The sequence below is a fragment of the Paenibacillus aquistagni genome, assembly GCF_900177815.1.
Classification (GTDB): Bacteria; Bacillota; Bacilli; order Paenibacillales; family Paenibacillaceae; genus Paenibacillus_B; species Paenibacillus_B aquistagni.
In genome coordinates this window covers 35,686-60,541 of the sequence record NZ_FXAZ01000008.1, presented here as the reverse complement: position 1 = coordinate 60,541, position 24,856 = coordinate 35,686, and the positions used below count along the sequence as shown (strand labels likewise).

Here is a 24,856-nt window from a genome sequence, read left to right as displayed (position 1 = left end):
AGGTTACAAAATCGTCATTTTTAAGCACATAGTCCGATGTTCCCGGTTTTTATAGCTGATATAGTTAATAGCGTAAATGGAATTTGATTTAGTTTTTATCCTGTACCTTGAAAAATTGAATATTACTTACAAATCTATGAATAAGATTTCATCGTTGCCGACGTACGCAAAGGTGTGTTGCAGCGGACATCTAAGGAGGACACAACATGAAAAAAGTATTACTAGGTTTGTTAATGAGCACGATGATGCTCCAAACATTCGGAGCAACGGTTGGCGCAGCGGCTGATCAAAACGTTCAAAATCAATCCATAAGTACATATAGTGCTTCTACGAAATCGGCGGCAGGTGCCAAGCTTGCGAAGACGAAATCAACTGTCAATCTTCGAGTGGGCCCATCTACTTCCACGAAGGTGATCCGCAATCTGCCAAAGGGCGAGGAGCTCATTATTCTAGGAAAAGAGAGTTCTAGTTGGTATCATGTTCAGGACAGCAAAGGCAATATCGGCTACATGAGCACCTCCATCACGTATTCTGAGATTACAGGGACACCGCAGTCTGGAGTTGTTGTATCTCGTGTTAACTTGAGAACTGGCCCATCCACCTCGAATGGAATCATTAAGAAGCTTCAGGCGGGACAGGAAGTTGCCGTGTTGAAAAAGGTTAACAGCAACTGGGTTCAAGTATGGGATGGCAACGGTCAGGTTGGCTACATGAGCTCAAGCAGCAAGTATCTGAAGCTTGGCGGGACAAGTACGACTAATCCTTCTGAGCCAAGCACCCCTTCTACAAATGCATCGGTTGAGAAGGTGATCAGCACAGGGATGAAGTATTTGGGTACGCCATATGAGTATGGATCAAATCGCAATTCCACGAAGACGTTTGACTGCTCTGACTTCGTAAGACAAGCATATAAGGAAGCAACAGGCATAATAGTCGGCTCCGATTCACGCAAGCAGGGCGAATGGATCAAAGCGAACTCAACCGTTAAAAAGAGCATCAGCTCTTTGAAGCGCGGTGATCTCATGTTCTTTATGTCGTATAAAGGGACAAGCGCATCGAGCTATTCTGGAGTCAACAAGGACAAGCAGCGAATTACTCATGTCGCCATCTATCTCGGCAATAATCAAATTCTTCACACTTATTCGAAGGAATCCGGCGGGGTTCGCATCGATAATATCAAGGGCAAGCATTGGGAGCATCGCTTCTTGTACGGAGGAAGCGTGCTTTAAGGGTTGAAGGAATGACTCATTAGTCACAAGACTTGACTTCACTTGAATAAATATGAATCCTATATTTTGCTAAAAGGTTTGAACAGCAGGGTGATCCCATTATGCAGGAAAAAGAATGGGATGTAGACTGGTAAAATGATTATCACGAAAAGCAGGCCATCCACTCGTTTCATTGTGGATGGCCTGTTTTTATGACGCATATTTGTAAGCTTACACGCCCCATTCCTTGCGGGCTTCAGCAACAGACTTCATCGGCTGTGATCCCCAGGCGTAGTGTCCTTTTGGCTTGCGGCCGACCCAGCGCTCATCCACAGGCTCGGAGGCGAGCTGATATCTGGTATCCGAGCTGATCCGATACCGATTGGTTGAATTGTTCAAGGAGGCATGCATCATGTACATGCCGAAGATGATGACATCCCCGGCCTCGAAAGCGGATGTTGCCCATTGGCCGCCATACGTATCTACGATCTCGATCGGGTCCTCAGAGAACCAGCCTGTAGCGACATGATCTCGGTCCACATCCATTTCACCGTAGGTGCCTTTGATCTTGTCATAATGCTGGGAGCCAAGCAGCATGGCGAGAGTGCCTTTTTCTAGCGGCACATCATCGAAGGGTGTCCACATGGTGTATACCTTCTTTGTGCCTCTTCCCATATACACAACATCGTAATGAGCCCCCGTGTTGCCGCCATGTCCAATAGCGCGAGGCCATTTGAAGTCATATGTCATGGCCTTGCCGCCAAGCAAGCGGTCGAAGAAGCTCATCACTCTTGGATGATTAACAATGTCAAGAAATTGAGGGAAATCAGGCATCAACTGCTCGGTGCCTCCACCCCACATTGCGCTTTTATTATCAGCTGCGATCTTGCCCTCCTCAATCGGTGCGTCAGGGTCCAGTCTCCCCATCGCATGCAGCTTCTGCAAAAATTGTGCGCGTGCTTGCAGCACCTCATCCCGATTGTGGAAGCCGCGAATGAATAAATATCCGTCTTCTTGCAATCTGGCTTGCAAGGCTTGCGTGTCATCCAGAATATCATTAGCACTTCTAAGCTCCGTTAAGTAGCGGCTGTCAAGCTCCAGCTCCCGTGATCCCATCATAACCTTCGTCATTCGTATTTCCCCCTAATACGTATTGGATAAGATGTTCTTATCCCAAGCATAAGAGAAGAGCAAGCGGAAGTCGTTAGTCAAAACCATACGGGATTTACGCAAAAGCGAACAGCCGCAAGAATAGGAAGCGATACCATAAATAGTTGAAGCGCTAAGAGCATGAATGGCTAATGATGATATAGCCGCTGGCTTGCTCTCCACTCGGAAGGCGGGCACCCCTCAAGCTTTTTGAACCATAGGGAAAAAGAATGCAGCTGTTCAAAGCCGATCAGATTGGCGATCGTCTGAATGTCCTTATCCGAGCTGGATAGGAGCCATTTTGCTTCACTTAATCGGCACATTTGCTGATACTGCTTCGGCGTCATGCCATATACTTTGGTGAATTTTTTGCGAAAGCCTTCCTCCGTGAGACCGGCCATGAGCGCGAGCTCCGAGATCGGAATGCAGGCTTCAAGATGCTCGCGAATATAATCGCCGACCGTCGACATCGACAAGGCCTGATGATCATCATAGCAATGCTCCTGCAAAAACAGCAGCAGAATCTCTACCCATGCTTGATAATTGCGCTCTGGGTACTTGAGCCTTGCATAACGTATGCGAAGCCACTCGCGGAACAGACGCTCATAATGATCGCGATCGATGCGGGATAAGGCGATGATTCTTGGCTCGCCGCCCTGAATCATGCTGTAGAATAGCGACTGAATATGCGCTGGCATCTTATCAATCAGCAGCACGCCGAATCGAATCGGCGTTACCGCATGGAAGGAATGCGGAACGTTAGCGGGGATGAGCACGACGTGACCGGCTTCGACGCTTTGTTCCGTATTCGCAAGCCGGAACCGTCCGCTGCCCTCCAAGATCATCGTAATTTCCAATTCGTGATGGGTCCATAGCTGATCATCCTCCCAGTCTTGGTCATGGGTTCCGATGAAGCTCCGAATCGTTTCAAGCAAGGCCATTCTACCTCCGATCTTCCCCCTTTCGAAGAAGGGACTGCTGTCCATCACTATACCTCGCATTCACATAACTTTCCACACCAAATCAGCTGAATTATGGTACCATCATAAGCAGGTATATCAAATTTAAAGATTCAGGAGGCGGAGGCGATGTCGAACATCGTTATGATATCGGGCAGCTCCAATACAGGATCTCGCTTGTATGGATTAATGGAAGTTGTATCGAACCATTTGAAGGAGCTTGGCCATGCTGTGGAATGGATTGAAGTAGCGGAACTGCCGGCTGAGGATTTGATTCGGGCGAATTGGAACAGCACAGCGATCAAGGAAGCACTGCAGGTCGTGGCAGCAGCCGATGCTGTCGTCATCGCAAGTCCTGTATATAAATCAGCGTATACAGGGGTGCTGAAGACCTTTTTGGATCTCATTCCGCAAAAAGGACTGGAGAACAAGGTGATGCTTCCACTGTTTATTGGCGGCAGCCTCGCACACCTCTTATCTATCGACTATGCGCTGAAGCCGGTGTTGTCCTCGCTCGGAGCTACGCATATCCTGCAGGGAGTATACGCTGTCGACCTATGGGTCGAGAAGCAAGAAGGTGGAGGATTCAGCTTGTCTGAGGAGCTGGCTGAACGCCTGCAGCGGGCTTGCGAGCAGCTTCATCGGGTCCTCTGAGATCTGACATATAGGTCTACATGCGCTTTATCATTGTGTCGATTGATTCTGTTATGCTGAATGTTTCATTATCATTTTGTCATCATCGTTAAATATGAACCGCTCCGAATACATGATGAATGGTCATTGTGTTGATTTCGAAGCGGTTTTTTGTGCTGCAAGTCTATTACCTGCCGCATGTTCCTCTTATTCGCAAATCGTGACAAGTTCGTGTAGGATAGATGGCAAAGAAACTAAAGTGAGGGAGTACGGCCATGATTCACCTATTAATAGCAGATGATGACGCGCATATACGAGAACTGCTTCGCTACAGCCTTCAGCAGGAGGGGTACGCGCTTCATGAGGCGGCGGATGGCGTGGAGGCCTCACGGGTGCTGGAGGAGCATTCCATTAATCTCGCGGTCATTGATGTCATGATGCCGAACAAGGACGGCTATCAGCTCGTGGAAGAGATTCGGAGCTACTACGATATTCCCGTCATTTTACTGACGGCGAAGGATCAATTAGCAGACAAGGAACGAGGCTTTGCCGTTGGAACGGATGACTATCTGACGAAGCCCTTTGAGCCAAAAGAACTGTTGTTCCGCATTAAGGCGCTGCTTAGACGCTATCAGCAGGTAAGCGCGGATAAGATAAAGCTGAACGGCACGACGCTTGACCGCAGCAGCTATGAGGTGCATACCCAAGGGAAGCTGCTGCTGCTTCCGATGAAGGAATTCGAGCTGCTGTTCACGCTTGCCAGCTATCCCGATCGCATCTTCTCGCGGGACGAGCTGATTCAGCTGATCTGGGGGGCGGACTTTGACGGTGACGAGCGCACCATAGATGTTCATATTAAACGGCTTCGCGAACGATTTGCCAATAGTGCGGACGACTTCACGATACGCACGGTTCGTGGAGTGGGATACAAGCTGGAGGCAGCGAATCGATGAAGACCTTGTATCTGCGCATTTCGATTACGATTATCGTGGTCATGCTGGCGAGCAGCGTGACTTCATTTTTGCTGGCGAATGTGTACTATCAATACAGCTTAAAGCCTTACAATGATCAGAAGATCACGCATATGGCCGAGGATATTGTTGCGTTTTATGAAGAGAACCCCGAGGTTCGCCTTGATTATTATTTGAACCATGTAGGCGATCTCGGCTATCAGCTATACTTGGTAGACGCAGCAGGCAAGGAGAGTGCTTACGGCGGGGCATTCCGCGATCAGACACTCTCTGGCGAAGTGATTGAACGGGTGCTGGGCGGAGAAGTCTATCATGGCATTCGGGAGCTGGAATCACAATTTTACATCACGGGCTTTTTTGATAACGCCTTGAATAATTCAATAGGCATGCCTATGGTCATTGATGGAGAGCCCCATGCGCTGTTTCTTCGGCCGGATATTGAAAAGCAGTTCGGCGAGCTGCGAGTCTTCCTTGCGAAGATTCTGGTTATGACGCTCATTCTAAGCATACTCTTTGCGCTGCTCAGCACTGTCTATGTAGTGAAGCCGATTCGGAAGCTGACGGAAGCGACGAAGCGAATTGCAAAAGGACAGTATCGGATTCAGCTGAATGTGAAGCGCAAAGATGAGATCGGGCAGCTTGCGACCCACTTCACCCAGATGGCGAGAGGCTTAGAGCAGCTGGAGGCGATGCGTCAGGAGTTCGTGTCGAACGTCTCTCACGAGATTCAATCTCCGCTAGCCTCGATTCAAGGCTTTGCTGAGACGCTGCGGACTGGGGAGCTTCCAAGAGAGCAGCAGGAGAAATATCTCGGTATTATCGCGGAGGAATCCAGGCGCATGTCGCAGCTTAGCAAGCAGCTGCTTACGCTTGCCTCGCTTGACAAGGAAGAAGAGGTCATCGAGAAGAGTACGTTTGATCTTGCGGAGCAAATCAAGCAGGTGGTCTTTATGACGGAATGGAGCTGGCGGGAAAAAGACATTGTGATGGAGATGGAACTTCCCTCGACCTTGATATATGGAGACAAGAAGCTGCTGCATCAGGTGTGGGTGAACTTGATTACAAACAGCATCAAGTTTACAGAAGAAGGCGGAACCATTGGCTTGGCGATCCGCCAACTGGAGGGAGAGCTTCAAGTAGAGGTGCGGGATACGGGCATTGGCATCGCGGAAGAAGACCTGCCGAACATCTTCCATCGCTTCTATAAGGGAGATAAATCACGCAGCCGGATAGGAGGCAGCAGCGGCTTAGGATTAGCCATCGTTCATAAGATTGTCGAGCTGCATGACGGCCGCATTGAGGTGGCCAGCAAGCAGGGCGAAGGCACAACCTTTTTTGTTCATCTTCCTCGCTTGTAATCTATTGTTCATTTTCCGTTCATATTGCATCCCTATACTTGGCCTATGAACAATGGTTAGGGCAAAGTAAGGAGATGATGATATGTTTTTAGCCTTGCGTGAGATGAAGCATGCCAAGCTTCGTTATGGCTTAATAGGATTAATTATGGTGCTGATTGCATGGCTGGTGCTGTTCGTGTCTGGCCTTGCCGCCGGTCTTGCATCAGACAATGCGGCTTCGATCAAGCATATGAATGCAACTCATTTGGTGCTTCAGGAGGAATCCGACCATCGCTTGACACGCTCAGCACTGGAGCTGTCCGCGTTGGATGAGGTGCAGCAAGCGGTCGGGGAAGCGGAGTCGGCTGCACTAGGTGTGCGTATGAGCACCTTGACTAAGGAAGGCGAGACCAAGAAGACGGATGCCACCTTCTTTGCTGTTGATGTGAATGGAATGCTTGCGCCTAAGATTATAGAAGGCAGCATGATTACGGATGTCACGGAGACAGAAGTCGTTGCGGATGCATCCCTGAAAGAGGAAGGCTTCAGGCTCGGTGATACGATTCATGATCAAGCGACTGATCTTACGTATACGATTGTCGGATTTACGGAAGGCCAATCATTTAGCCACTCGCCTGTTGTCTTTATGAATCTGAAAGCATGGGAGCAGGCTCAGCCGAAGCATGGCGGTGCCGATGTGGGCCCGCTCGTTCAGGCTATTGCGATGAATACGGACAACGATACCGCAGCGAAGGTGAGCGCCGAGCTGGAAGGCGTTGAAGTGATCACGAAGGCGGACGCTATGCAGGGAATCCCTGGTTATAAGGAAGAGCAGGGATCGCTTCTTATGATGATTGTGTTTCTATTCGTAATCGCAGCCTTTGTGCTCGCCGTATTCTTCTATGTGATTACGATTCAGAAGATGAATCAGTTTGGCGTGCTGAAGGCTATAGGGGCCAAAACTACCTATCTTGCTCGCAATCTCATCGGTCAGGTGCTGATCCTCTCCCTTGTTAGTCTGTTCATCAGTATTGCGTTAACATATGGCGTTGCTTATATGCTGCCAGCCAGCATGCCATTTGATCTAAGCCCGATGCTGACGCTGGGATGTTCTGCACTGTTCTTGGTGGTGGCCCTGCTGGGCTCCTTGTTGTCGCTGTATCGAGTAGCGAAGATCGACGCCATAGAAGCAATTGGGAGGGCTGCATAATGAGCACGCAATTATGGCTTGAAAATATTACGAAGGAATATGGTGACGGCGATACAACTGTTAAGGTATTAAAAAATGTCTCCTTAGAAGTGAAAGCTGGAGAATTCGTAGCCGTAGTAGGCCCTTCTGGCGCAGGAAAGAGTACTTTCCTTTCCATTGCAGGAGCGCTGCTGTCTCCTACCCGTGGAAAAATCGTGATTGGCAATCAGGATATCAGCACCTTGTCAGATAAAGAGCTGAATGCAATTCGCTTGCAGCGCATTGGATTTGTCTTTCAATCCGCGAACCTCATCCCTTATTTGACGGTTCGCGATCAGCTGCTATTGATTGCAGAGCTCGCTGGCAATCATAATAAGGAAGCGGAGAAGCGGGCGGACGAGCTGCTGCTAAGATTAGGCCTTGCTCACCGGGCGGATCATTATCCCGAGAGCTTGTCTGGCGGCGAACGTCAGCGGGTGGCGATTGCAAGGGCATGGATGAACAATCCGGAGATTATCTTAGCCGATGAGCCAACGGCGAGCTTGGATTCTGAGCGCGGTCGGGATGTCGTCGAGATGCTTGCCGATGAGGTGAAGCTAAGACAGAAGGCCGCCGTAATGGTTACGCATGACAAGCGGATGCTGGACCTTGTTGATCGAGTGGTCTATATCGAAGACGGTATGCTGTCTGAGCGTCCGGAGCAAGTGCCGCATCCGGTCCATTGAGGAGACAGGGCAAAGGATAGCAAGCCCTTCTAAAGAGAATAAGGCTGCGTTACCGCTGTTTAAAGATACGTTTTAGTTAGCTGTATGAAGAGGGAACTCCTCGCTCATACAGCTTTTTTATTTTCCAACAAGCCTGTTTAATGGCTCCGTGACATAAATTCCAAACGGTTCCCGAATGGATCATAAATATAGAAGCGCTGGACGCCTTCTTCCACACGTGCGGCATCATCAAGAACATGGATGCTATTTTAATAAGATACAACCCGTAAATTAACAGCTTCTTTACATAGCGATGATATGGGCCTAATAATTCTGTTCTACCATTAAGACAACAACTGATAGAAACGAGGCTTGCTCATGAAGAATTACCCGATCATCGCTTCCATCACGATAGACGAACAAATAGCACAAGCTGTAGCGAGCGATGTGAAGCGAGTCATTCTCATGACAGGGAACATTACCAATTTACGCACGATTATAGAGAGCCTCCATCTGAGCGGCAAGCAGGTGTATGTCCATACCGAGATGGTCGCGGGCATTGGACGAGATGCTTCTGCGATCCAATATCTTGCCGATGTGTTTAAGGTCGATGGCATCGTGACGACGAAGAGCAACGCGGTCGCAGCTGCGAAGCAGGCGGGAATATTGAGCATTCAGCGTATCTTTGCCATTGATACGGCCGCGGTAGAGACGGCGATTCGCATGATTACAAGCTGCAAGCCTGACGAGGTCGAACTGATGCCAGGGCTGATGCCTCGGGTCATCGAAGAGCTGAAGGAACGCATCTCGCAGCCATTGATTGTAGGAGGGCTCATTCGATACGAACAAGAAATTGAGCAGGCATTGCAGAGCGGGGCGGATTTTGTATCGATCGGCCATGCGAGGTTCTGGTCATAGTAAACATGGCCTTGCTGGTTATCAGTGAAGCTATAAGTAAAGCTATCAGTAAATGACCGTGTTAATTGTATAGATCGATCCTTGGGTGGAGACGACGAGAAAACCCAGTGGTCAGTAAATCAACACAACTTTGATATCAAAGGAGGGTGGTTTGCTACTGGGTTTTTTGTGTTCTCCAAAAACATAATCGGAGGGAATGGAGCATGACCATTCAAGCAGTAGCCCATCGCGGCTATCCAAAGAAATACCCTGAAAATACGTTGTCTTCCTTTTTAGCAGCAGTAGAGCTTGGCTTCACGCACCTGGAGCTTGATGTGCATCTGAGCAAAGACGGCATCCCGGTTGTCATTCACGACCATACAATTGATCGGATGACGAATGGTTCGGGACGGGTGGTTGAGTATACAGCGGAAGAGCTGCGTTCGTTTCAGATGGAGCATGATGAGCATATCCCGACGCTTAAAGAGGTGCTGCATGCTTTGCAGGGCAAGATTCAGCTGAATATTGAGCTGAAGCAGATGGGAGGCTGCTATCCCGAGCTTGAGGAGCGAGTGCTTGATGTTATCACAGGCGCTGGCATGCTCGATGAGGTCGTGATTACATCGTTTGACTTCGATGCCTTGGAGAAGGTAAGAGGACTGTCTGAGGATGTACGCATCGGGCTCATTACTTTCAGCTGCTCGAAGGCCATTCTTAATTGGTCGCAAGAGGTGAAGGCAGCATTCTTGTCTATGCATTATGGCTTTGTGACAAATCATTATATTCAGCAGTGCGAACAGCAGGGCATACAACTGATGGCCTGGACGATCAACGAGGCTTCGATCATGAAGACGTTTATCGATTATCCATCCGTGTGGGTGTGCACAGACGAATTGGAACGCTTCATGGATGTATTGGAGCCTTCCATCTCATTGTGAGCAGGCAGGAGAGACGTTATGGAAGACTTGTATGCTTATGATGCGTATTGCTTTGATCTCGATGGGACGATCTATATTGACCAGATGAGATTGCCCGGGGTAAAGAGCCTGATCGGCAGCCTGAGAGAGCGCAGCAAACGATTATTGTTTTTGACCAATACCTCTGTCCATACGAGAGAGGATTGTCATGAGCGCCTGCTTCGCTTGGATATTCCTTGCCGATTGGAAGAAATTCTGACTGCAGGCTATGTGGCGGGGATGTATCTGGCCGAGCATGCTCCTCATGCCAAGGTCATGGTTATTGGCGAAGAGGCGCTTCGCAAGGAGCTGCGATTCTTCGGGCTCACGCTCACGAATGATCCAGATGCCGCGACACATGTGCTCGTAGGCATGGATCGGCTGTTCAATTACGACAAGCTTCACCTAGCAGCCAGAGCCGTTCGGCATGGAGCCAATCTGCTTGCGGTGAATCCGGATACATGCTGTCCTGTGCAAGGAGATGTCATTCCAGATACCGGAGCATTATTGAAGGCTATTGAGGCGGCAAGCGAGCAGCAGGTTGAAGTTGTAGTAGGGAAGCCGTCCAGCTACTATGCGGCGAAAGCCTTTCAACTGCTTAAGGCAGAGCGTGAGCGATGTCTTATGGTAGGAGACCGGCTGGAGACAGACATATTGTTTGGCAAGTTGAATGGAATGAAGACGGCGCTGGTACTGACAGGGATCTCAGCTGAAGAAGATATTGCACGAATGAACATCATACCCGATTATATCTGGACATCCTTGCAGTTTAGCAGTCAAGAGAAGGCAAGCATAGAGAGCTAACAGGTGGACAATAGCATTTTAATGCGTGTAGCTGTGGAATTGGCGGTTCAACATGGATATGGGGGTGGCATGAATGCGGCTAGCATTGCTTGGTGATTTTCACTTTTCCAAGATGAATCATGGTACAGAAGAGATGAAGGAAGCGAGAGCTAGGGCGTATCAGATTATGCTTCAGGCTTTTTTGGAGGAGCAGGCAGATCTATACGTGTCTATCGGAGATTTGACACATGAGGGTTTGCCCGAGGAACTTGAAGAAATTTTTTCGATCATTAGGGAGAGTGGACGCTCTTTCGTTCATGTGCTAGGCAATCATGACACCTATTCGATTCCGAAGCAAGACATCACAGCTATTACAGGGCAAGCTCGTTATCAAGTGCTGGATACCCCGTATGCCAGATTGCTGTTCTTGGACACGACCCAGGAGATGAATCGCAATGACTGGGGCGGAGAATTGGATGAGGAGCAGCAGGCTTGGCTGTCCCAACAGCTCCAAGAAGCCGGTGGGAAGCAGGTGCTTCTATTCGGGCATCATCCTGTGTTCGATACAACTTCTCGTTCAACGCTTGATAAGCTGTATATACGTCCTCGTGACATGATGCGCCAGGTGCTGAACAAGAAGGCGGGCGGCGGACTCTACTTCTGCGGACATAATCATATGAACTCTATCGTACAGCAGGGGGATTGGCATTATGTGCAGACGGCAGCCTGTCTGGATGTTCCTGCGTACCGCATCATTGAGATAGATTCAGATGAGGTAAGAATCACGCATCAGTGGATCTATGAGGAAGGGCTGATGACGGATATTCGCACCTTCAATCGGGATATGCCAGGCTTTGGACCTAGCGAAGATGCGCTGGGGGAAGCAAGAGATCTGACCTTGATCGTTCAGCAAGCATCTGTCACACGATAATGGAAGATAAGAGGTGATCGGCTTGGCACAAATCGTGTTGAAGCAGATTGAAAAAAGCTTCAAGCAAGAAAAAATCATAGAAAATCTGAATGTAACGATCGAAGATGGCTCCTTCACGGTGCTGGTTGGGCCTTCTGGCTGCGGCAAATCCACGACACTGCGCATGATCGCTGGTCTGGAGCAGCAGTCAGGCGGAGAGATCTGGATTGGGGACAAGTGCGTGAATGGTGTTGAACCAGGCAAGCGCAATGTTGCAATGGTGTTCCAAAACTATGCGCTCTACCCCATGATGACGGTGAAGGAGAATATTGAATTCGGTCTTGTGAATCGCAAGGTGCCTAAGCAGGAGCGGGAGCGTTTGATCAAAGAAATTACAGAGATTGTTGGCTTGTCCGAATATTTGAACAAAAAGCCGCAGGCCTTATCCGGCGGACAGCGTCAGCGTGTCGCGCTCGCACGGGCTATGGTGAAGAACCCTGCCGTCTTCTTGATGGATGAGCCGCTGTCAAACCTTGATGCGAAGCTTCGCCACCAGATGCGCACGGAACTGATTCAGCTTCATAAGCGCCTTGGGGCAACCTTTGTCTTCGTGACGCATGATCAGGTCGAAGCCATGTCCATGGGGGACCGCATCGTCATCATGAACAAGGGACAGATTCAGCAGGCAGACAGCCCAATGAAGATATACGATGATCCGGACAATGTGTTCACCGCGCAATTCATCGGCACGCCGCCGATGAACGTGATTCATCGTGAAGCCATCTTCCCTTATATGGAGGGTCAGCTGCATTCGGATATTCACCAGGTTGGCTTTCGTCCGGAGAAGGCGATGATGACGATGGAGAAGAAGCCGATTGCCGGCTGTGTACAGTTTTCTGCTCGGATCCTGACACGTGAGACGCTTGGCGCAGAGATCATCTATCAATTGGAAGCGAAGCTCGGTTTAGTGGCTGTCAAAAGCTTTCTCAAGCCCTTGGAGTTTGCAAACGAGGTTCAGATCTCGGTGCCGATGAAGGATCTGTACTATTTTGATCATGAAGGCAAGCGCGCTCGCCAATATGAACGAAGCGAGGAACGCGAGCTTGTGGCTCTAGGGGGAGGGTACGCATGACCGTATGGTCTAGGCTACGTCCGTATGTCATGGTTGCACCCTCAATCGCGGTGTTCTCCATCTTTTTTATCTATCCGATCTTCTACATGATCTTTCTTAGCTTCTACAACTGGGATTTTATCAATCCTGTTAAGGAGTTTGTAGGGTTCAACAACTTCGTTGAAATGTTTCAAAACAGCGAGTTCTTGCAGGTGCTGACGAACTCCTTGAACTACACGATCCTGTCGGTGTCATTGTCCATCGTCATTTCCTTGGGACTTGCGATGTGGCTGAATCGCGAGGGAGCGTGGTACGGCTTCGTGCAAGGAGCCTTGTTCAGTCCGCATATTATCTCGCTTGTCTCGGTGTCCTTAGTCTGGATGTGGCTCATGGACCCGAAGTTTGGACTGCTTAACGCCATTTTGGAGATGTTCGGTATGCAGAAGCTCGATTGGCTCAGCAGTCCTGACAGCTCTCTATTATCGCTGGTGCTGGTTGCCGTATGGAAGGGCGTCGGCTATAACGCGCTTATCTTTATCGCAGGGCTGCAAAGCATTCCTAAAGACATGTATGAGGCATCAGCGCTTGATGAAGCCAACCGGTGGCGAACCTTCTATAAGATTACACTGCCGATGCTGTCGCCGACCTTGTTCTTCCTCATCATTATTAATCTGATCGGTTCCTTCCAGGTATTCGAGACGATTGCCATCATGACCAATGGAGGACCTGTCAATTCAACGAATACGCTGGTGTTCTACATTTATGAATATGGGTTCCGCTACTTCAAGATCGGCTATGCTTCGGCTGCCGGTGTCGTATTGCTCTTGGTTGTCGGGCTGCTTACGTTAGTATACTTCAAGCTGCTTAGCCGCAGAGTCCACTATCAGTAGAAAGGAGATGACAAGATGACTACAGCAAGCAAATCGATAGTCCGCGTATTAAATGTAACAGCCATGCTCGTCTTGGTTGCGATCTTCGTCATTCCTTTCCTCTGGATGATCTCAACCTCCTTGAAATCCTATTCTGAGACGGTAATCTTCCCGCCAAAGTGGATACCGTCCGAGATTATGTGGAGCAACTTTGCCGCAGCTTGGAATTCAGGTCCATTTCTAAAGTATCTGATGAACAGTGTGGTTGTATCGATCAGCATTTTGCTGCTGCAGTTTACGACGATAACCTTGGCTGCTTATGCGTTTGCCCGCTACTCCTTCAAGGGAGATAAGCTGCTGTTCGGGATTACGATGGTGACCTTGATGATACCCGGTCAATTGATCTTCCTGCCCGTATACCTGCTCATGAGCAAATGGGGGCTGATCAATAATCTATTGGCGCTGATCCTCCCGTTCTCATCCAGTGCGTTTGGCATCTTTATGTTAAGACAATCGTTTAAGCAGGTGCAGGAGGAACTGATCGAGGCTGCGCGGCTTGACGATGCGCCGGAGTGGAAGATCATTCTGAAGATCATGGTGCCGATGGCGCGGCCAACGCTGGTCACCTTTGCCTTATTCAGCTTCATCGCGCATTGGAATGATTATTTCTGGCCGCTTGTCATGACGACCTCTGATGCAGCAAGAACGCTTCCGATCGGAATCTCGAAGCTGCGTGAAGTCGATGGAGGCGCTGCTTGGCACATCTTGATGGCGGGCAATATGATTCTCGTCATCCCGATTCTAATCGTATTCTCATTCGCGCAACGTCAAATTATCAAAGCATTTGTCTACTCTGGCGTAAAATAAACCACTTATTTAACGGGAGGCTTACCTGTGAAAAAAATCGGATCCATTTTGTTAGCGACGACGCTTGCACTCACCCTGACTGCTTGTGGCAGCTCCAACTCATCAGCTAATCAAGAAGTGACGCCTTCAGGCAGCGGCTCTACCGGATCGGCGAAGAAGCCAATTGAGATTACGTATTGGTATTCCTGGGGCGACAAGATTGCAGAGAACAATGAGAACTTGGTCAAAATGTTTAACGAATCTCAGGATGAAGTCATTGTAAAAGCAGAGTACCAAGGCTCTTATGCGGACCAGCATTCCAAGGCGCAGGCGGCCTTTGCTGCAGGCAATGCTCCAGAAGTCTGGCAAAATGAGATTGCTTCGGTGGGTATCTTTGCCGAGTCAGGCATGACACAGGAATTGACTGCTTTTGTTGAGAAGGATCAAATGGATATGAAGGATTTCATTCCGGGCCTGATGGGCAACTCTTACGTGAACGACAAGCTGTATGCTCTGCCTTATCTGCGCAGCACGCCCATCCTATACTTGAATCGTACGATGATCAAAGAAGCGGGGCTTGATCCGGCAGGACCGAAGAATTGGCAGGAGTTCGAAGAATACGCCCGCAAGCTTACGATCAAAGATCAACGCTATGGCATCTCCATGCCAATCGATATCTGGTACTATGAAGGCTTTGTTAGACAGAGTGGAGGCACCATGATTAGCGAGGATGGAAAGAGCGCAGCCTTCAACAATGCGACCGGTATTGATCCTGTGAAGCTGTGGCTGAAGATGAAGGACGAAGGCATCATGAACATCGGCACGACGGATGACGCTGGTGCGCAGGCGAAGACGGATTTCCACAATCAGCGTTCTGCCATGATGTTCTCTTCGACTGCGGATCTGACCAATAATATGAAAGTTGCCGAGGAGCAGGGCTTTGAGCTTGGAACAACGTTCATGCCTGCGAATCACACTTACGGAGTACCAACGGGCGGTGCCAATCTCGTCATGACATCCGGCCTATCTCCTGAAAAGCAGGAGGCTGCCTGGAAGTTTATCAAGTGGATGACGTCTAAGGAGCAGACGATTTATGCAAGCTCCTACACAGGCTATCTTCCTAGCCGTGTCAGTGCGGTAGAAAGCGATGAGATGAAGAAGCTGTATGAAGAGAAGCCGCTCTTTAAAGTTGCCGTTGATCAGCTTGAGTACGCAGGCCCTCGTCCAATGCAGAAGGTATATCCTGAGATTGCGAAGATCATTAAGGATGAGATTCTCCGCGCCGTTGTTGATTCTTCGATCACAGCAGAGGCAGCAGTGTCGGAAGCAGCGAAGAAAGCAGATGCACTGCTCAATAAATAATGATGAATGATGGAAAAGGTATGGCTCTTCTTGATGAAGGCTGTACCTTTTTTAACACCAACAGTTGTAAAAATTACATTATAATTGATAATAGGTAAAGAGGAGGAAGCAATCATTTCGTTGTTTCCTCTCTACTTTTATTGTGTCTGAGGGGGGATGGAGTGAATCGGAAATCATTTATGCTGGCAATAGTATTATTGCTGTATATATCATGAAAGAAAAAAAAAAAGACAAGATCCAATACGTTAATCAGAAATCCTCGCTTTCAAAATATGGTATTACATATGGATGCTATACGAAAGGTAAATTTTGTTTCTATGTAACCAATGAATCTGTGTTGAATAATAGTGCATCATTTATTGTTCGCTTTGCGGATGATACTGAAAAGGAATATATCTTTAATCAAGATCAAAGGGCGTATCTTATTGAATCTCCAATCATTAATGATCGAGATACTACCATATCATTTTTTGATAGTAAGGGTAGTTTAATATATGAGGATAGATGATTTTACAAGTAATCGCCAACATCCCTATTTACAAAAATATTTTAAAGTAGAGGTGCCGGTGATAACTTGGAGACTCTTCCAGTGCAATTGGATGAGAACGTTTCTATTCTTCGATTTATAGGAGCGCAGCGATCCATGAGAGCAGAAACGTGCTGCACAAAATGTTCAAATAATCGATAAATGATTAATTTCATTCCTACCGCTCTACATGGTATTATCCGAGTAACAGCTTGGCGATGACTAGTAATGGAAATGGAAAAGAAGAGTAAGAAGGGGGATTAGGATGAAGAAGCTTATGATGGGGATTGCTGGATTCGCCGTTATTGCGTTGGGCGTGTTCTGGTATATTGGGAATCAGCCTACTAAAGAAGCGAGTCCAGTCGTATCAGCAGACATTAAGCAGATTGTGCAGGATTTCAGCTTAGGGAAGAGCACAGCAGCATCTGCTTCTATTAATTCTACCGAGCTGAAGGTTGTTCATGAGAATGCCAAAGCAACGGTGTATGCCTTGCCAGAGGACGAATTTTTCGTCTCTATTGCTCCATTCGTAGATGAGACCCATCCATGCGCTATTCACAATCTGGCAACGTGCCGAGGTGAACTAGCGAATGAGGAATTCAAGGTATACATGGAAGACCGTGATGGGAATGTAGTGCTGGATCAAATGATCAAGTCGCAGCCGAATGGCTTCATTGATCTCTGGCTCCCGCGTGATCAGCAGCTCAAGGTCAAGATTACGCATGATGGCAGAACATCAGAGTCGGAGATATCTACCTTTAAGGATGACAACACGTGCATCACGACAATGCAGCTGACATAATCATTAACGATTAATGATGATCCAAGATTAAAGCTTGCAATTAAATAACAACGCTTAGCCCATACCTTATATCTAACAGGTATGGGCTGTTTGTTTGCTGTACAGATAGATGATGAGCCAATGCTGCGAGTTCACTGAACAATTTACATCATTTTTACAATTAAATGCGAATGTATGTTTTCATATGAGGGTAGAAATGGTAAGATAAATGAGGGCTATGACCCTATATTCATATCTGCGCTGTAATCCACAGCTAATGCGTGATGAATGATTTTGAAGGAGAGGAACACAAAGCTAGAATTAATTTTTCCATTGATAATTATTAGATTAATTATATAATATCTATACATAAATAAACGATTTTGTATTTTGTTTGTTTTCAGAGATAAGGAGTTGTTAATGTGAATCCCCCCGAACAATCCCAAGCCAAGTCCCGCGCAATGAGCGGGTTTGAAGAGCAAGCGAATCAATCGCTTCAAGAGACTGAAGATCAGGCCGCATCTATTTCAGAGCATAATAAGGCTAAGCACGGAGGCATGCAGCACAGCCAGACGTGGAAGGCAATGCTGATATTCCTGATCCCCTTAATTTTGAGCAACTCCCTTCAATCCATCGGTCAACTGATCGGCAGCATTATGGTAGGAAGATGGGTAGGCGAAGACGCACTAGCAGCGATATCGGCCTTCTTCCCGTTGTTCTTTTTGCTTATTTCGTTTTCAATCGGCGTCGGGTCAGGCAGTTCCATTCTAATAGGTCAGGCCTTTGGTGCGCGCAATGAAGAGCGTATGAAGGCCATTATCGGAACAACCTTAACCTTCAGCTTTATTCTCGGAATCGTGCTTGCGATTGTTGGCGTCATCTATGCCACTGATATTTTACGTCTTATGGGAACACCAGAGAATGTTCTGGATATGAGCGCGCATTATGCTCGCATTCTGTTCTCATCCATGCCAATCATGTTCATCTTTAACGTCTATACGACATTTATCCGGGGAATCGGGGACTCCAAGACGCCGTTTTTCTTTTTGATTGTATACACGGTGCTCAATGTTGCGCTGCTTCCGTTTCTTATCTTCGGCTGGATTGGACTGCCGAAGCTTGGGCTGTATGGCGCTGCTTATGCAGGTCTTGTCTCTGTTGTCATCACCGTTGTTGTCATGCTGGTGTACCTGAAGGTGAAGAAGCATCCGCTGCGCTTTGATGCATCAGTAAGGCGTCATCTTCGCATGGATGGACAGATCTTGAAGCTCTTGCTTCGACTTGGCATACCTGCGAGCGTGAACATGATTTTGATCTCCTTGTCGGAGATTGCGGTGATTTCCTTTGTAAATGTATTTGGCTCAGATTCGACTGCTGCATATGGAGCGGTGAATCAGGTTGTCAGCTACGTGCAGATGCCTGCCGTAAGCTTGGGTATCGCTGTCTCCATCTTCGCTGCGCAAGCAATTGGTGCGAATCAGATGGATCGGCTGAAGCAGGTGCTTCGCGCCGGAGCTGTGCTCAATCTTATTATTGGCGGTATATTTATCCTGCTGGTATATGTATTCTCTAGAGATATCCTCTCATGGTTCCTTACGAATGAGAGCACGATCAACATTGCGCACAGCCTTGTTATGATTACACTCTGGAGCTATTTGATCTTCGGTCAGGCACAGATCGTCGGAGCTGTGATGCGTGCGAGCGGTACAGTCCTGTGGCCGATGCTGTTCAGCATCTTCTCCATCTGGCTCGTAGAAGTTCCAGTAGCTTACTATCTCTCGAAGCATACTTCGCTTGGCATCGAAGGCGTATGGATTGGGTATCCCGCTGCCTTTATCGTGAATCTGATCTTGCAGTACGGCTACTATCGATTGGTATGGAAAAAGAAAAAAATTACGCGGCTTGTCGGATAGACGTTCTTCTGCATGGCATGCAAGCTATTCAGGAGCTATCTATTATGATCCGTGCGATAATAAGATTCATGCAGGCAAGAAGGCGCGGCTCCCTGTCTTTATAAAGAAGGGAGCCGCCTTCTTGTCTTTTTTCTTCCAACATTCCGCATCTAATCAAAATCCAGCACATGATCAAATACTCAAAAATAGGGTATATTTATATCATTACTTTATTGCAGAAGGAGGAGGATGCCTGTGGAGGTATTAGAAGCCGCGCTGCTGATGATCGCCTTGCTTGGCGTCTCACAAGTCATCAATCGCTTTGTTCCAGCAATTCCTATCCCGCTTGTCCAGATCGCGCTCGGTGCACTTGTTGCGCTGATTCCGACGGGAATACATATGCCGCTCGATCATGAGCTGTTCTTTCTATTATTCATTGCTCCCCTGCTGTATAACGATGGGAAGCATTATCCGCGCAAGGAGCTGTGGCGGCTCAAGGGTCCGATCCTGCTGCTTGCCGTAGGCCTAGTCTTTATCGTTGTTGTCGTGGTGGGATACGCCATTCATCGGCTTGTTCCGACGATTCCGCTTGCCGCCGCCTTTGGACTGGCCGCCATCTTGTCGCCGACGGATGCGGTTGCCGTCAGTGCAATGGCTAAGAGGGTGCAAATGCCCAAAAGCTTGATGAGGCTGTTAGAAGGTGAATCGCTGATGAATGACGCCTCAGGTCTCGTTGCCTTTAAGTTTGCGATTGCGGCGGCGGTTACCGGCGTATTCTCGCTTGCACAAGCGAGTGTAAGCTTCGTGCTGGTTGCGGTGGGCGGTCTGCTTGCAGGGATTGTTGTCGCGCAGGCTATCAGCTGGACGCAGGTGATGCTGCGCCGCTTCGGCATGGAAGATGTGACTATTCATGTCATTATTCAGATTCTAACGCCGTTTATGATCTATATGGTTGCGGAGAATATCGGGGTGTCGGGCATTCTAGCAGCAGTATCAGGCGGGTTGGTTCATGCTATTCAAGAGGAACGAACCGAGAAGAGCTTGGTGAAGCTCCATATCGTCTCCTCCAGCACTTGGTCGATCCTGCTGTTTGTGCTGAACGGTCTCGTCTTTGTCCTATTGGGGCTTCAGCTTCCGGATGCGATTGGGACAATTTTTACGGATCCACTGTACAGCAACAAGCGAGTTTTTACCCTTATCGGGGTCATTTACCTGCTGCTCTTCGTGCTGCGGTATGCTTGGGTTTATCTGTATTCACGATGGATTCTACCTGCAAATGAACAAGATCAGCTGCCTTCCGCACGCTATGTGCTCATAACGACAGTATCTGGCGTCCGAGGAGCGGTGACGTTGGCCGGTGCCTTCTCGATTCCGTTTTTCTTAGCGAACGGCGAAGCATTTCCTGAGCGGGATCTAATCATCTTCTTAGCTGCGGGAGTCATCTTGCTGTCGCTTATTGTGGCAAGCGTCGTGCTTCCGCTTATCACGAAGAAGTCTGACAGCAGCAAGGAGCAGCAGGAGGAGAAGCTTGAGAAAGTCACGCAAATCTTAGGCATGCGCGCAGCTATACATGCGCTTCATGAAGCGAAGACGCCAGACAATGCCCTTGCGGTAGGTGTCATCATCCGTGAATATCGCCAATCCATAAGGCAGCTGTCTAGAGAGCCCTATCGCTTAGGAAGCAAAAAGCAGCTTCGCAAGCAGATGATTGAGCTTAGAAAGCTGGCGCTTGAGACCGAACGCCAAGCGGTAAAGAGACTGCTGGCTGAAGAAGCGGTAGAAGAACATACCGCGAATCAGCTGCTCAACATCTTAAACCAGAGTGAATCGGTGCTTAGCGACCGCAGCTATATGTGGAATGTCGTGAAAAAAGAGGTGTGGAACCGATTCGTCAAGCGCAACCGAACAGGGATGACTGAAGCGATGAGCGAGGCGAATCAGGAGGTGCTTCGCTTGAAGCTTACAACCGTGCAGGAAGCGATCATGCACCTGAAGCAGGAGCGGACGCAGGATAATGCACAGGCGGTGGATCAGCTTATCACCCTTTACAGCTCCGTCACGGATTCCATGCAGGCTCGATTAGGGATGGAGCGTCCATTGGATGAGGATTGGGAGCAGCAGCTCAAGGAGCTGCGCCACCTTGGACTCCAAGCGGAACGAGACGCTATACAGACTCGCTTCGAGCAAGGCCAGATCACGCGCAAGCTGGCCAATAAGCTGCGCTTCTACATCAGCTACCGGGAGTCCTATATGCTTGGGCGCGGCGAGATCTAAGCGCACTAGGCCTGCGAAGCAATGATGTCATACTGCACAAAAAAGGAGTTTGCACGGCTTGTCAACAAGGCCGTGCAGACTCCTTTATACATGCTATAGCGATACGCTGAGGTGGCTAGGCTATAAGATGTGCTGCAGACTAGCGGCTGCTTTTTCCTTTGTAATGAACAACAGCGGTATAGAGCATTTTGTTGCGATTTGGATCGAACGTGACCTGATGCTGAATGTGGTAGACGTCAAGCAGAAGCGCTTTGTTGTTTTCCATTTGCTCTTCGATCTTGCGTTCCAAGGTCTTCAGATCGTAGGCTTCGTACAATTCGATCTTCGTCTCCATGTTCTCAAGAATAAACATTCGTGCTGGATCACCCTTTGTTCGCGTAATGAATCTATAATCAGGCTTAAGCGAAAAGCCTGTCTCTTGATCTATTATACTATGCCCAGCTGTATTTAGGAGGATAAACTCTTGATGCAGCCTGCAACAAGCTCCGCATAGGCCTTCGCACCTTCTGCTTCAAGGTGCACCCCGTCAGGCGAGAAATAGGAATCGTGATTCGCGCTTGCGGCATACCAATCCACCAAGGTTACGTTGGACTTCTCCTCAGCGATCTCATCCAAAGTATCGTTTACACGATCCTCCCAATTGCGCGGCACACGTGTATTGACGAGAATGATCTCGCGCTCGCCAAGCGCATCGAGCATCGCGCGAAACTGCTTGGAATTGAACGCGCCATTCGTTCCGAGTGCGATGATGACGCCATTGCCAAGCTTGCCGCTCTCTTTATAATCTTGCAGAACTTCGCGAGCAGAAGACATCTGCCTGCCGATCTCAGCATCAACGGTGATGCCGGGGAGCAGCTTCTCTAGATAGGGACTCGTATCGAGCATGACAGAGTCGCCTACTGCGGTGATGTTCCATCCGGAAGGTCCCTTTAAGGAAGATGAAGCCGTGGCTGCTTCATCGGCATCCTCGCCAGCGCTATCAGGCTGCGCACGGCCTTCCTTATTCGCCTCCTTGTTCACGGACCCTCCTTCTTGAGCTTGCGAAGCAGCCTCTGACTTTCCGCCAGATGGGTTCGGAGGCTGTGGCTTTGCTGAAGGAAGCGTGCTGACAGGGGAAGCATAATCCTGTCCCGTAGATGCGCCCTCCTGCCCCTCGCTTGTTCCTTGTTCGGAACTGGAAGAAGAACTGGAATCCAGATCAGGATGCTGCCGAGAAGCAGGAAGATTTTGATCTGCCGTTGATTCAGCAGACTGCTTAGGATCTGCGGTTCCTTCCAATAGAGACGTATGATGAGCTGAAGCAAGCGGCTTGTTTGCAATCATGCCATAACAGAAGATGGAGATGACAAGCGCTGTGCAGCCGACACTCATCCACTGCTGCAAGGTGAGACGACGAGCGTCCCATTTGAGCTTTGTTATCGGCTTGAAGAAGCCTGAAAGCTGCCCCTTTCGAATCGGAGTCTCAATATACCGCCAAGACAGCTCGGCAAGGAGCAGGCTTGCCGCGACTTGCAGGAGTGCTCTTATCCAGCTGAAGCCATCGGTGTTTACAAGCGGTGTTGTCAGCACAATGATCGGGTAATGCCAAAGATAGATTCCATAGGAGCGAAGTCCGATCCACTGCAGCGGCTTGAAGCTCAGCATGCGGTTGAAGAAGCTTCCGGGCTGTACAATTGCAACAATAAGCATGGCAGTACCGATAGAGAGCAGCACGAATCCTCCTCGATACAAAAACTCGCTGTATTCATCTATTGTCCCCATCAAATAGCATAGGATCAAAAGTCCAACCATTCCTACAAGATGAATGCCGAGCTTAAAGCGCGGTGGAGTACTAGATGACGTACGCTGCGGTTGAATAATGGCAATTAAGGCACCGATCAATAGTGCAAATACGCGTGTATCTGTGCCATAGTAGACACGGCTTGGATCTGCAGCGGGGTCGTACAGCCACGCCATAAGCAAAGCCGAGATAACGGCGAGTCCGAATGTCCAAGCGGCAAACTGCCAGCGCTTTGGCGTGAAGCGAAGCCCCAGCATGACGAGAAGCGGCCATAGAACATAAAATTGTCCTTCTACAGCAAGCGACCAAAGATGCAGAAATGGCGATGGGTTGGCAAAACTCTCGAAGTACGACACGTGATGGAACAGCAAGTACCAGTTGTTGGCGTAGAAGAGCGCTGAGATGACATCACCGCGAAAGGTGGCAATCCGATCTCCTGCTGTGAATGTCATATACACGATTGTTCCAATAAGCATCAGCAGGAGGGCGGGAAGCAGTCTTCTTAGACGCCTCATCCAGAAGTTCTTCAGATGAATGCTCGTTCGTTGTTCCCGCTGAATAAGCAGGAGGTGGGTGACCAAGTAGCCAGAGAGAACAAAGAAGATCTCTACCCCAAGAAAGCCGCCTGAAGCAAAGCTAAGATTTAAGTGATAAGCGATAACCGCCAGCAGGGCTATCGCTCGCAAGCCGTCAAGACCAGTTATGTAACGGGGTTTGGCATCATGGGGCTCAGGCATGACAAAGGCCTCCTCTTTGGCCGTGGTGATGGGATATCATTTTCCATATAAATGTATACCCATAGGTCTTGAAGAAGAACTTGATTAATGGCTGGTGTCTAAGATGTCGTGTCATAGCTGCAGAAATCCTTTCATACTTGATCTTACCGCGTAGCATGAGTTTTCTAAGTTTCATGACAAATAGCCCCACTTCGATCATGAGATGGGACGAATTCAACTATATCGTTACCTGTTGTCATGTGATCACAAGGCTTACTATTGGTTATCAACATTTGGGATATTTCTATTCTAAAGTTGGATAGTAGCAGAAGCGTATCAACCGAGTAACAGACTTGTATCAATATCGTCATGTTTCAGCCAGTGATCAAGCTGCCTTTTATTAATACTTCATTTGTTGAAAAAGGTAGCGGTATAGTGGTGGATAAAAGAGCTTGGAAATACTGGGAGGCAATCGCGCACAAAAAGGCCCTCTGACGTACAAGCATAAGAGGGCCTTACCGATCACGATGATAGATTGTATATAATTACATACCTGTTATTGTCAGTGAATTGGGTTACATTAGAAAAGTACCAATAACAACCGATACTCCAATAATAAGCGAGCGGAGCAGCTGAGCGACGGCCATATTGCCGCGCTTAATCTCTTCGCATACTTTGATTTTTGGTGTAACCCAATCAAATAGCAAGTAGACGAGGCATAGGAGTAGAATGCCTACAGCCGACCAGAGCAGCATGGCAGTCCAGGAGTGAGAGCTGAAGGAGACCATGGCTACAATAATGCAAAGCCCTAGCAGTTTGCTCCCCATATACATTCCTGCGGCTTCGTTGCCATTCGCGATCTCCTCGCCATCCTGAAAGCGTGTCAGCCTGCTAAAGACGAAGGCGCCGATACCTAGAATAACGAGTAGAATGAGGATGCCTATCCCCACATTCAATAGATCGAATCCAAAATCTTTCACCATATATTCCTCCCTAATAGGAT

At 48.5% G+C, this 24,856-nt stretch carries 22 protein-coding genes; 17 read left to right on the top strand and 5 right to left on the bottom strand.

Annotation, left to right across the window (positions count from 1 at the left end; all coding sequences use genetic code 11):
* Positions 1–206 precede the first annotated feature (206 nt).
* Positions 207–1,229 carry a C40 family peptidase gene (locus tag B9Y93_RS21480; protein ID WP_085498130.1) on the top strand — a complete coding sequence of 341 codons (1,023 nt, stop codon included), beginning with the start codon at positions 207–209 and terminating at the stop codon, positions 1,227–1,229.
* 210 nt (positions 1,230–1,439) lie between these two features.
* On the opposite strand, the gene B9Y93_RS21475 is transcribed toward B9Y93_RS21480, so the two are convergent.
* Positions 1,440–2,339: a phytanoyl-CoA dioxygenase family protein gene (locus tag B9Y93_RS21475; protein ID WP_085498128.1), complete on the bottom strand. Its 900-nt coding sequence runs from the start codon at positions 2,337–2,339 to the stop codon at positions 1,440–1,442.
* 167 nt (positions 2,340–2,506) lie between these two features.
* The gene (locus B9Y93_RS21470; protein WP_085498126.1) at positions 2,507–3,298 is read right to left on the bottom strand and encodes a helix-turn-helix domain-containing protein; all 792 of its coding nucleotides are present in this window, start codon (positions 3,296–3,298) and stop codon (positions 2,507–2,509) included.
* Between the two features lie 147 nt (positions 3,299–3,445).
* Here B9Y93_RS21470 and ssuE point away from each other — a divergent pair, with 147 nt between their 5' ends.
* The 16 genes from ssuE to B9Y93_RS21385 all read left to right on the top strand — a co-directional run bounded on the left by ssuE (position 3,446) and on the right by B9Y93_RS21385 (position 21,357).
* Positions 3,446–3,970 (top strand): NADPH-dependent FMN reductase, encoded by a 525-nt coding sequence (ssuE, locus tag B9Y93_RS21465; RefSeq protein ID WP_085498124.1) that lies wholly within the window; start codon positions 3,446–3,448, stop codon positions 3,968–3,970.
* A 254-nt stretch (positions 3,971–4,224) separates the two neighbouring features.
* On the top strand, positions 4,225–4,902 hold the full coding sequence (locus B9Y93_RS21460) for a response regulator transcription factor (protein WP_085498122.1): 678 nt from the start codon (positions 4,225–4,227) through the stop codon (positions 4,900–4,902).
* Positions 4,899–6,278: a sensor histidine kinase gene (locus tag B9Y93_RS21455; protein WP_085498121.1), complete on the top strand. Its 1,380-nt coding sequence runs from the start codon at positions 4,899–4,901 to the stop codon at positions 6,276–6,278. Before B9Y93_RS21460 ends, B9Y93_RS21455 begins: the two co-directional genes overlap by 4 nt.
* Before the next feature lie 82 nt (positions 6,279–6,360).
* On the top strand, positions 6,361–7,467 hold the full coding sequence (locus B9Y93_RS21450) for an ABC transporter permease (protein WP_085498118.1): 1,107 nt from the start codon (positions 6,361–6,363) through the stop codon (positions 7,465–7,467).
* The gene (locus B9Y93_RS21445; protein WP_085498116.1) at positions 7,467–8,171 is read left to right on the top strand and encodes an ABC transporter ATP-binding protein; all 705 of its coding nucleotides are present in this window, start codon (positions 7,467–7,469) and stop codon (positions 8,169–8,171) included. The genes B9Y93_RS21450 and B9Y93_RS21445 overlap by 1 nt, the downstream gene beginning before the upstream one ends.
* A gap of 357 nt (positions 8,172–8,528) precedes the next feature.
* Complete coding sequence (locus B9Y93_RS21440; RefSeq protein ID WP_085498114.1) at positions 8,529–9,068, top strand: glycerol-3-phosphate responsive antiterminator; 540 nt, start codon at positions 8,529–8,531, stop codon at positions 9,066–9,068.
* 203 nt (positions 9,069–9,271) lie between these two features.
* Positions 9,272–9,985 carry a glycerophosphodiester phosphodiesterase gene (locus B9Y93_RS21435; protein ID WP_085498113.1) on the top strand — a complete coding sequence of 238 codons (714 nt, stop codon included), beginning with the start codon at positions 9,272–9,274 and terminating at the stop codon, positions 9,983–9,985.
* Between the two features lie 18 nt (positions 9,986–10,003).
* On the top strand, positions 10,004–10,807 hold the full coding sequence (locus tag B9Y93_RS21430) for an HAD-IIA family hydrolase (protein WP_085498110.1): 804 nt from the start codon (positions 10,004–10,006) through the stop codon (positions 10,805–10,807).
* Between the two features lie 73 nt (positions 10,808–10,880).
* Positions 10,881–11,717 carry a metallophosphoesterase family protein gene (locus tag B9Y93_RS21425; protein WP_085498108.1) on the top strand — a complete coding sequence of 279 codons (837 nt, stop codon included), beginning with the start codon at positions 10,881–10,883 and terminating at the stop codon, positions 11,715–11,717.
* Between the two features lie 22 nt (positions 11,718–11,739).
* On the top strand, positions 11,740–12,828 hold the full coding sequence (locus B9Y93_RS21420; RefSeq protein ID WP_085498106.1) for an ABC transporter ATP-binding protein: 1,089 nt from the start codon (positions 11,740–11,742) through the stop codon (positions 12,826–12,828).
* Positions 12,825–13,697, top strand: a complete 873-nt coding sequence (locus B9Y93_RS21415) for a carbohydrate ABC transporter permease (RefSeq protein ID WP_085498104.1) — start codon at positions 12,825–12,827, stop codon at positions 13,695–13,697. Before B9Y93_RS21420 ends, B9Y93_RS21415 begins: the two co-directional genes overlap by 4 nt.
* 15 nt (positions 13,698–13,712) lie before the next feature.
* On the top strand, positions 13,713–14,543 hold the full coding sequence (locus B9Y93_RS21410) for a carbohydrate ABC transporter permease (RefSeq protein WP_085498101.1): 831 nt from the start codon (positions 13,713–13,715) through the stop codon (positions 14,541–14,543).
* A gap of 27 nt (positions 14,544–14,570) precedes the next feature.
* Positions 14,571–15,884, top strand: a complete 1,314-nt coding sequence (locus B9Y93_RS21405) for an ABC transporter substrate-binding protein (protein ID WP_085498098.1) — start codon at positions 14,571–14,573, stop codon at positions 15,882–15,884.
* 791 nt (positions 15,885–16,675) lie between these two features.
* A complete protein-coding gene (locus B9Y93_RS21395; protein ID WP_085498093.1) occupies positions 16,676–17,212 on the top strand; it encodes a CueP family metal-binding protein in 537 nt (178 codons plus the stop codon).
* 536 nt (positions 17,213–17,748) lie between these two features.
* Positions 17,749–19,104, top strand: a complete 1,356-nt coding sequence (locus tag B9Y93_RS21390; RefSeq protein ID WP_088549358.1) for an MATE family efflux transporter — start codon at positions 17,749–17,751, stop codon at positions 19,102–19,104.
* A 234-nt stretch (positions 19,105–19,338) separates the two neighbouring features.
* Positions 19,339–21,357, top strand: coding sequence for a Na+/H+ antiporter (locus tag B9Y93_RS21385; RefSeq protein WP_085498092.1), 2,019 nt, complete (start codon positions 19,339–19,341; stop codon positions 21,355–21,357).
* A gap of 139 nt (positions 21,358–21,496) precedes the next feature.
* Here the strand turns inward: B9Y93_RS21385 and B9Y93_RS21380 are convergent, their stop codons facing one another.
* From B9Y93_RS21380 to B9Y93_RS21370, 3 genes are all read right to left on the bottom strand, one after another.
* Positions 21,497–21,709, bottom strand: a complete 213-nt coding sequence (locus B9Y93_RS21380; RefSeq protein ID WP_085498090.1) for a DUF2536 family protein — start codon at positions 21,707–21,709, stop codon at positions 21,497–21,499.
* Between the two features lie 95 nt (positions 21,710–21,804).
* Positions 21,805–23,874: an acyltransferase family protein gene (locus tag B9Y93_RS21375; RefSeq protein WP_085498088.1), complete on the bottom strand. Its 2,070-nt coding sequence runs from the start codon at positions 23,872–23,874 to the stop codon at positions 21,805–21,807.
* A gap of 554 nt (positions 23,875–24,428) precedes the next feature.
* On the bottom strand, positions 24,429–24,836 hold the full coding sequence (locus tag B9Y93_RS21370) for a DUF350 domain-containing protein (protein WP_085498086.1): 408 nt from the start codon (positions 24,834–24,836) through the stop codon (positions 24,429–24,431).
* Positions 24,837–24,856 lie beyond the last annotated feature (20 nt).

Excerpts from the sequence above, each read along its gene's own strand:
- B9Y93_RS21395 (WP_085498093.1), top strand. The coding sequence starts at position 16,676 with ATGAAGAAGCTTATGATGGGGATTGCTGGATTCGCCGTTATTGCGTTG.
- B9Y93_RS21380 (WP_085498090.1), bottom strand. The coding sequence starts at position 21,709 with ATGTTTATTCTTGAGAACATGGAGACGAAGATCGAATTGTACGAAGCC.
- B9Y93_RS21375 (WP_085498088.1), bottom strand. The coding sequence starts at position 23,874 with ATGCCTGAGCCCCATGATGCCAAACCCCGTTACATAACTGGTCTTGAC.
- B9Y93_RS21390 (WP_088549358.1), top strand. The coding sequence starts at position 17,749 with ATGCAGCACAGCCAGACGTGGAAGGCAATGCTGATATTCCTGATCCCC.
- B9Y93_RS21440 (WP_085498114.1), top strand. The coding sequence starts at position 8,529 with ATGAAGAATTACCCGATCATCGCTTCCATCACGATAGACGAACAAATA.
- B9Y93_RS21475 (WP_085498128.1), bottom strand. The coding sequence starts at position 2,339 with ATGACGAAGGTTATGATGGGATCACGGGAGCTGGAGCTTGACAGCCGC.
- B9Y93_RS21450 (WP_085498118.1), top strand. The coding sequence starts at position 6,361 with ATGTTTTTAGCCTTGCGTGAGATGAAGCATGCCAAGCTTCGTTATGGC.
- B9Y93_RS21470 (WP_085498126.1), bottom strand. The coding sequence starts at position 3,298 with ATGGCCTTGCTTGAAACGATTCGGAGCTTCATCGGAACCCATGACCAA.
- B9Y93_RS21415 (WP_085498104.1), top strand. The coding sequence starts at position 12,825 with ATGACCGTATGGTCTAGGCTACGTCCGTATGTCATGGTTGCACCCTCA.
- B9Y93_RS21425 (WP_085498108.1), top strand. The coding sequence starts at position 10,881 with ATGCGGCTAGCATTGCTTGGTGATTTTCACTTTTCCAAGATGAATCAT.
- B9Y93_RS21445 (WP_085498116.1), top strand. The coding sequence starts at position 7,467 with ATGAGCACGCAATTATGGCTTGAAAATATTACGAAGGAATATGGTGAC.
- B9Y93_RS21430 (WP_085498110.1), top strand. The coding sequence starts at position 10,004 with ATGGAAGACTTGTATGCTTATGATGCGTATTGCTTTGATCTCGATGGG.
- B9Y93_RS21460 (WP_085498122.1), top strand. The coding sequence starts at position 4,225 with ATGATTCACCTATTAATAGCAGATGATGACGCGCATATACGAGAACTG.
- ssuE (WP_085498124.1), top strand. The coding sequence starts at position 3,446 with ATGTCGAACATCGTTATGATATCGGGCAGCTCCAATACAGGATCTCGC.
- B9Y93_RS21455 (WP_085498121.1), top strand. The coding sequence starts at position 4,899 with ATGAAGACCTTGTATCTGCGCATTTCGATTACGATTATCGTGGTCATG.
- B9Y93_RS21480 (WP_085498130.1), top strand. The coding sequence starts at position 207 with ATGAAAAAAGTATTACTAGGTTTGTTAATGAGCACGATGATGCTCCAA.
- B9Y93_RS21370 (WP_085498086.1), bottom strand. The coding sequence starts at position 24,836 with ATGGTGAAAGATTTTGGATTCGATCTATTGAATGTGGGGATAGGCATC.
- B9Y93_RS21410 (WP_085498101.1), top strand. The coding sequence starts at position 13,713 with ATGACTACAGCAAGCAAATCGATAGTCCGCGTATTAAATGTAACAGCC.
- B9Y93_RS21435 (WP_085498113.1), top strand. The coding sequence starts at position 9,272 with ATGACCATTCAAGCAGTAGCCCATCGCGGCTATCCAAAGAAATACCCT.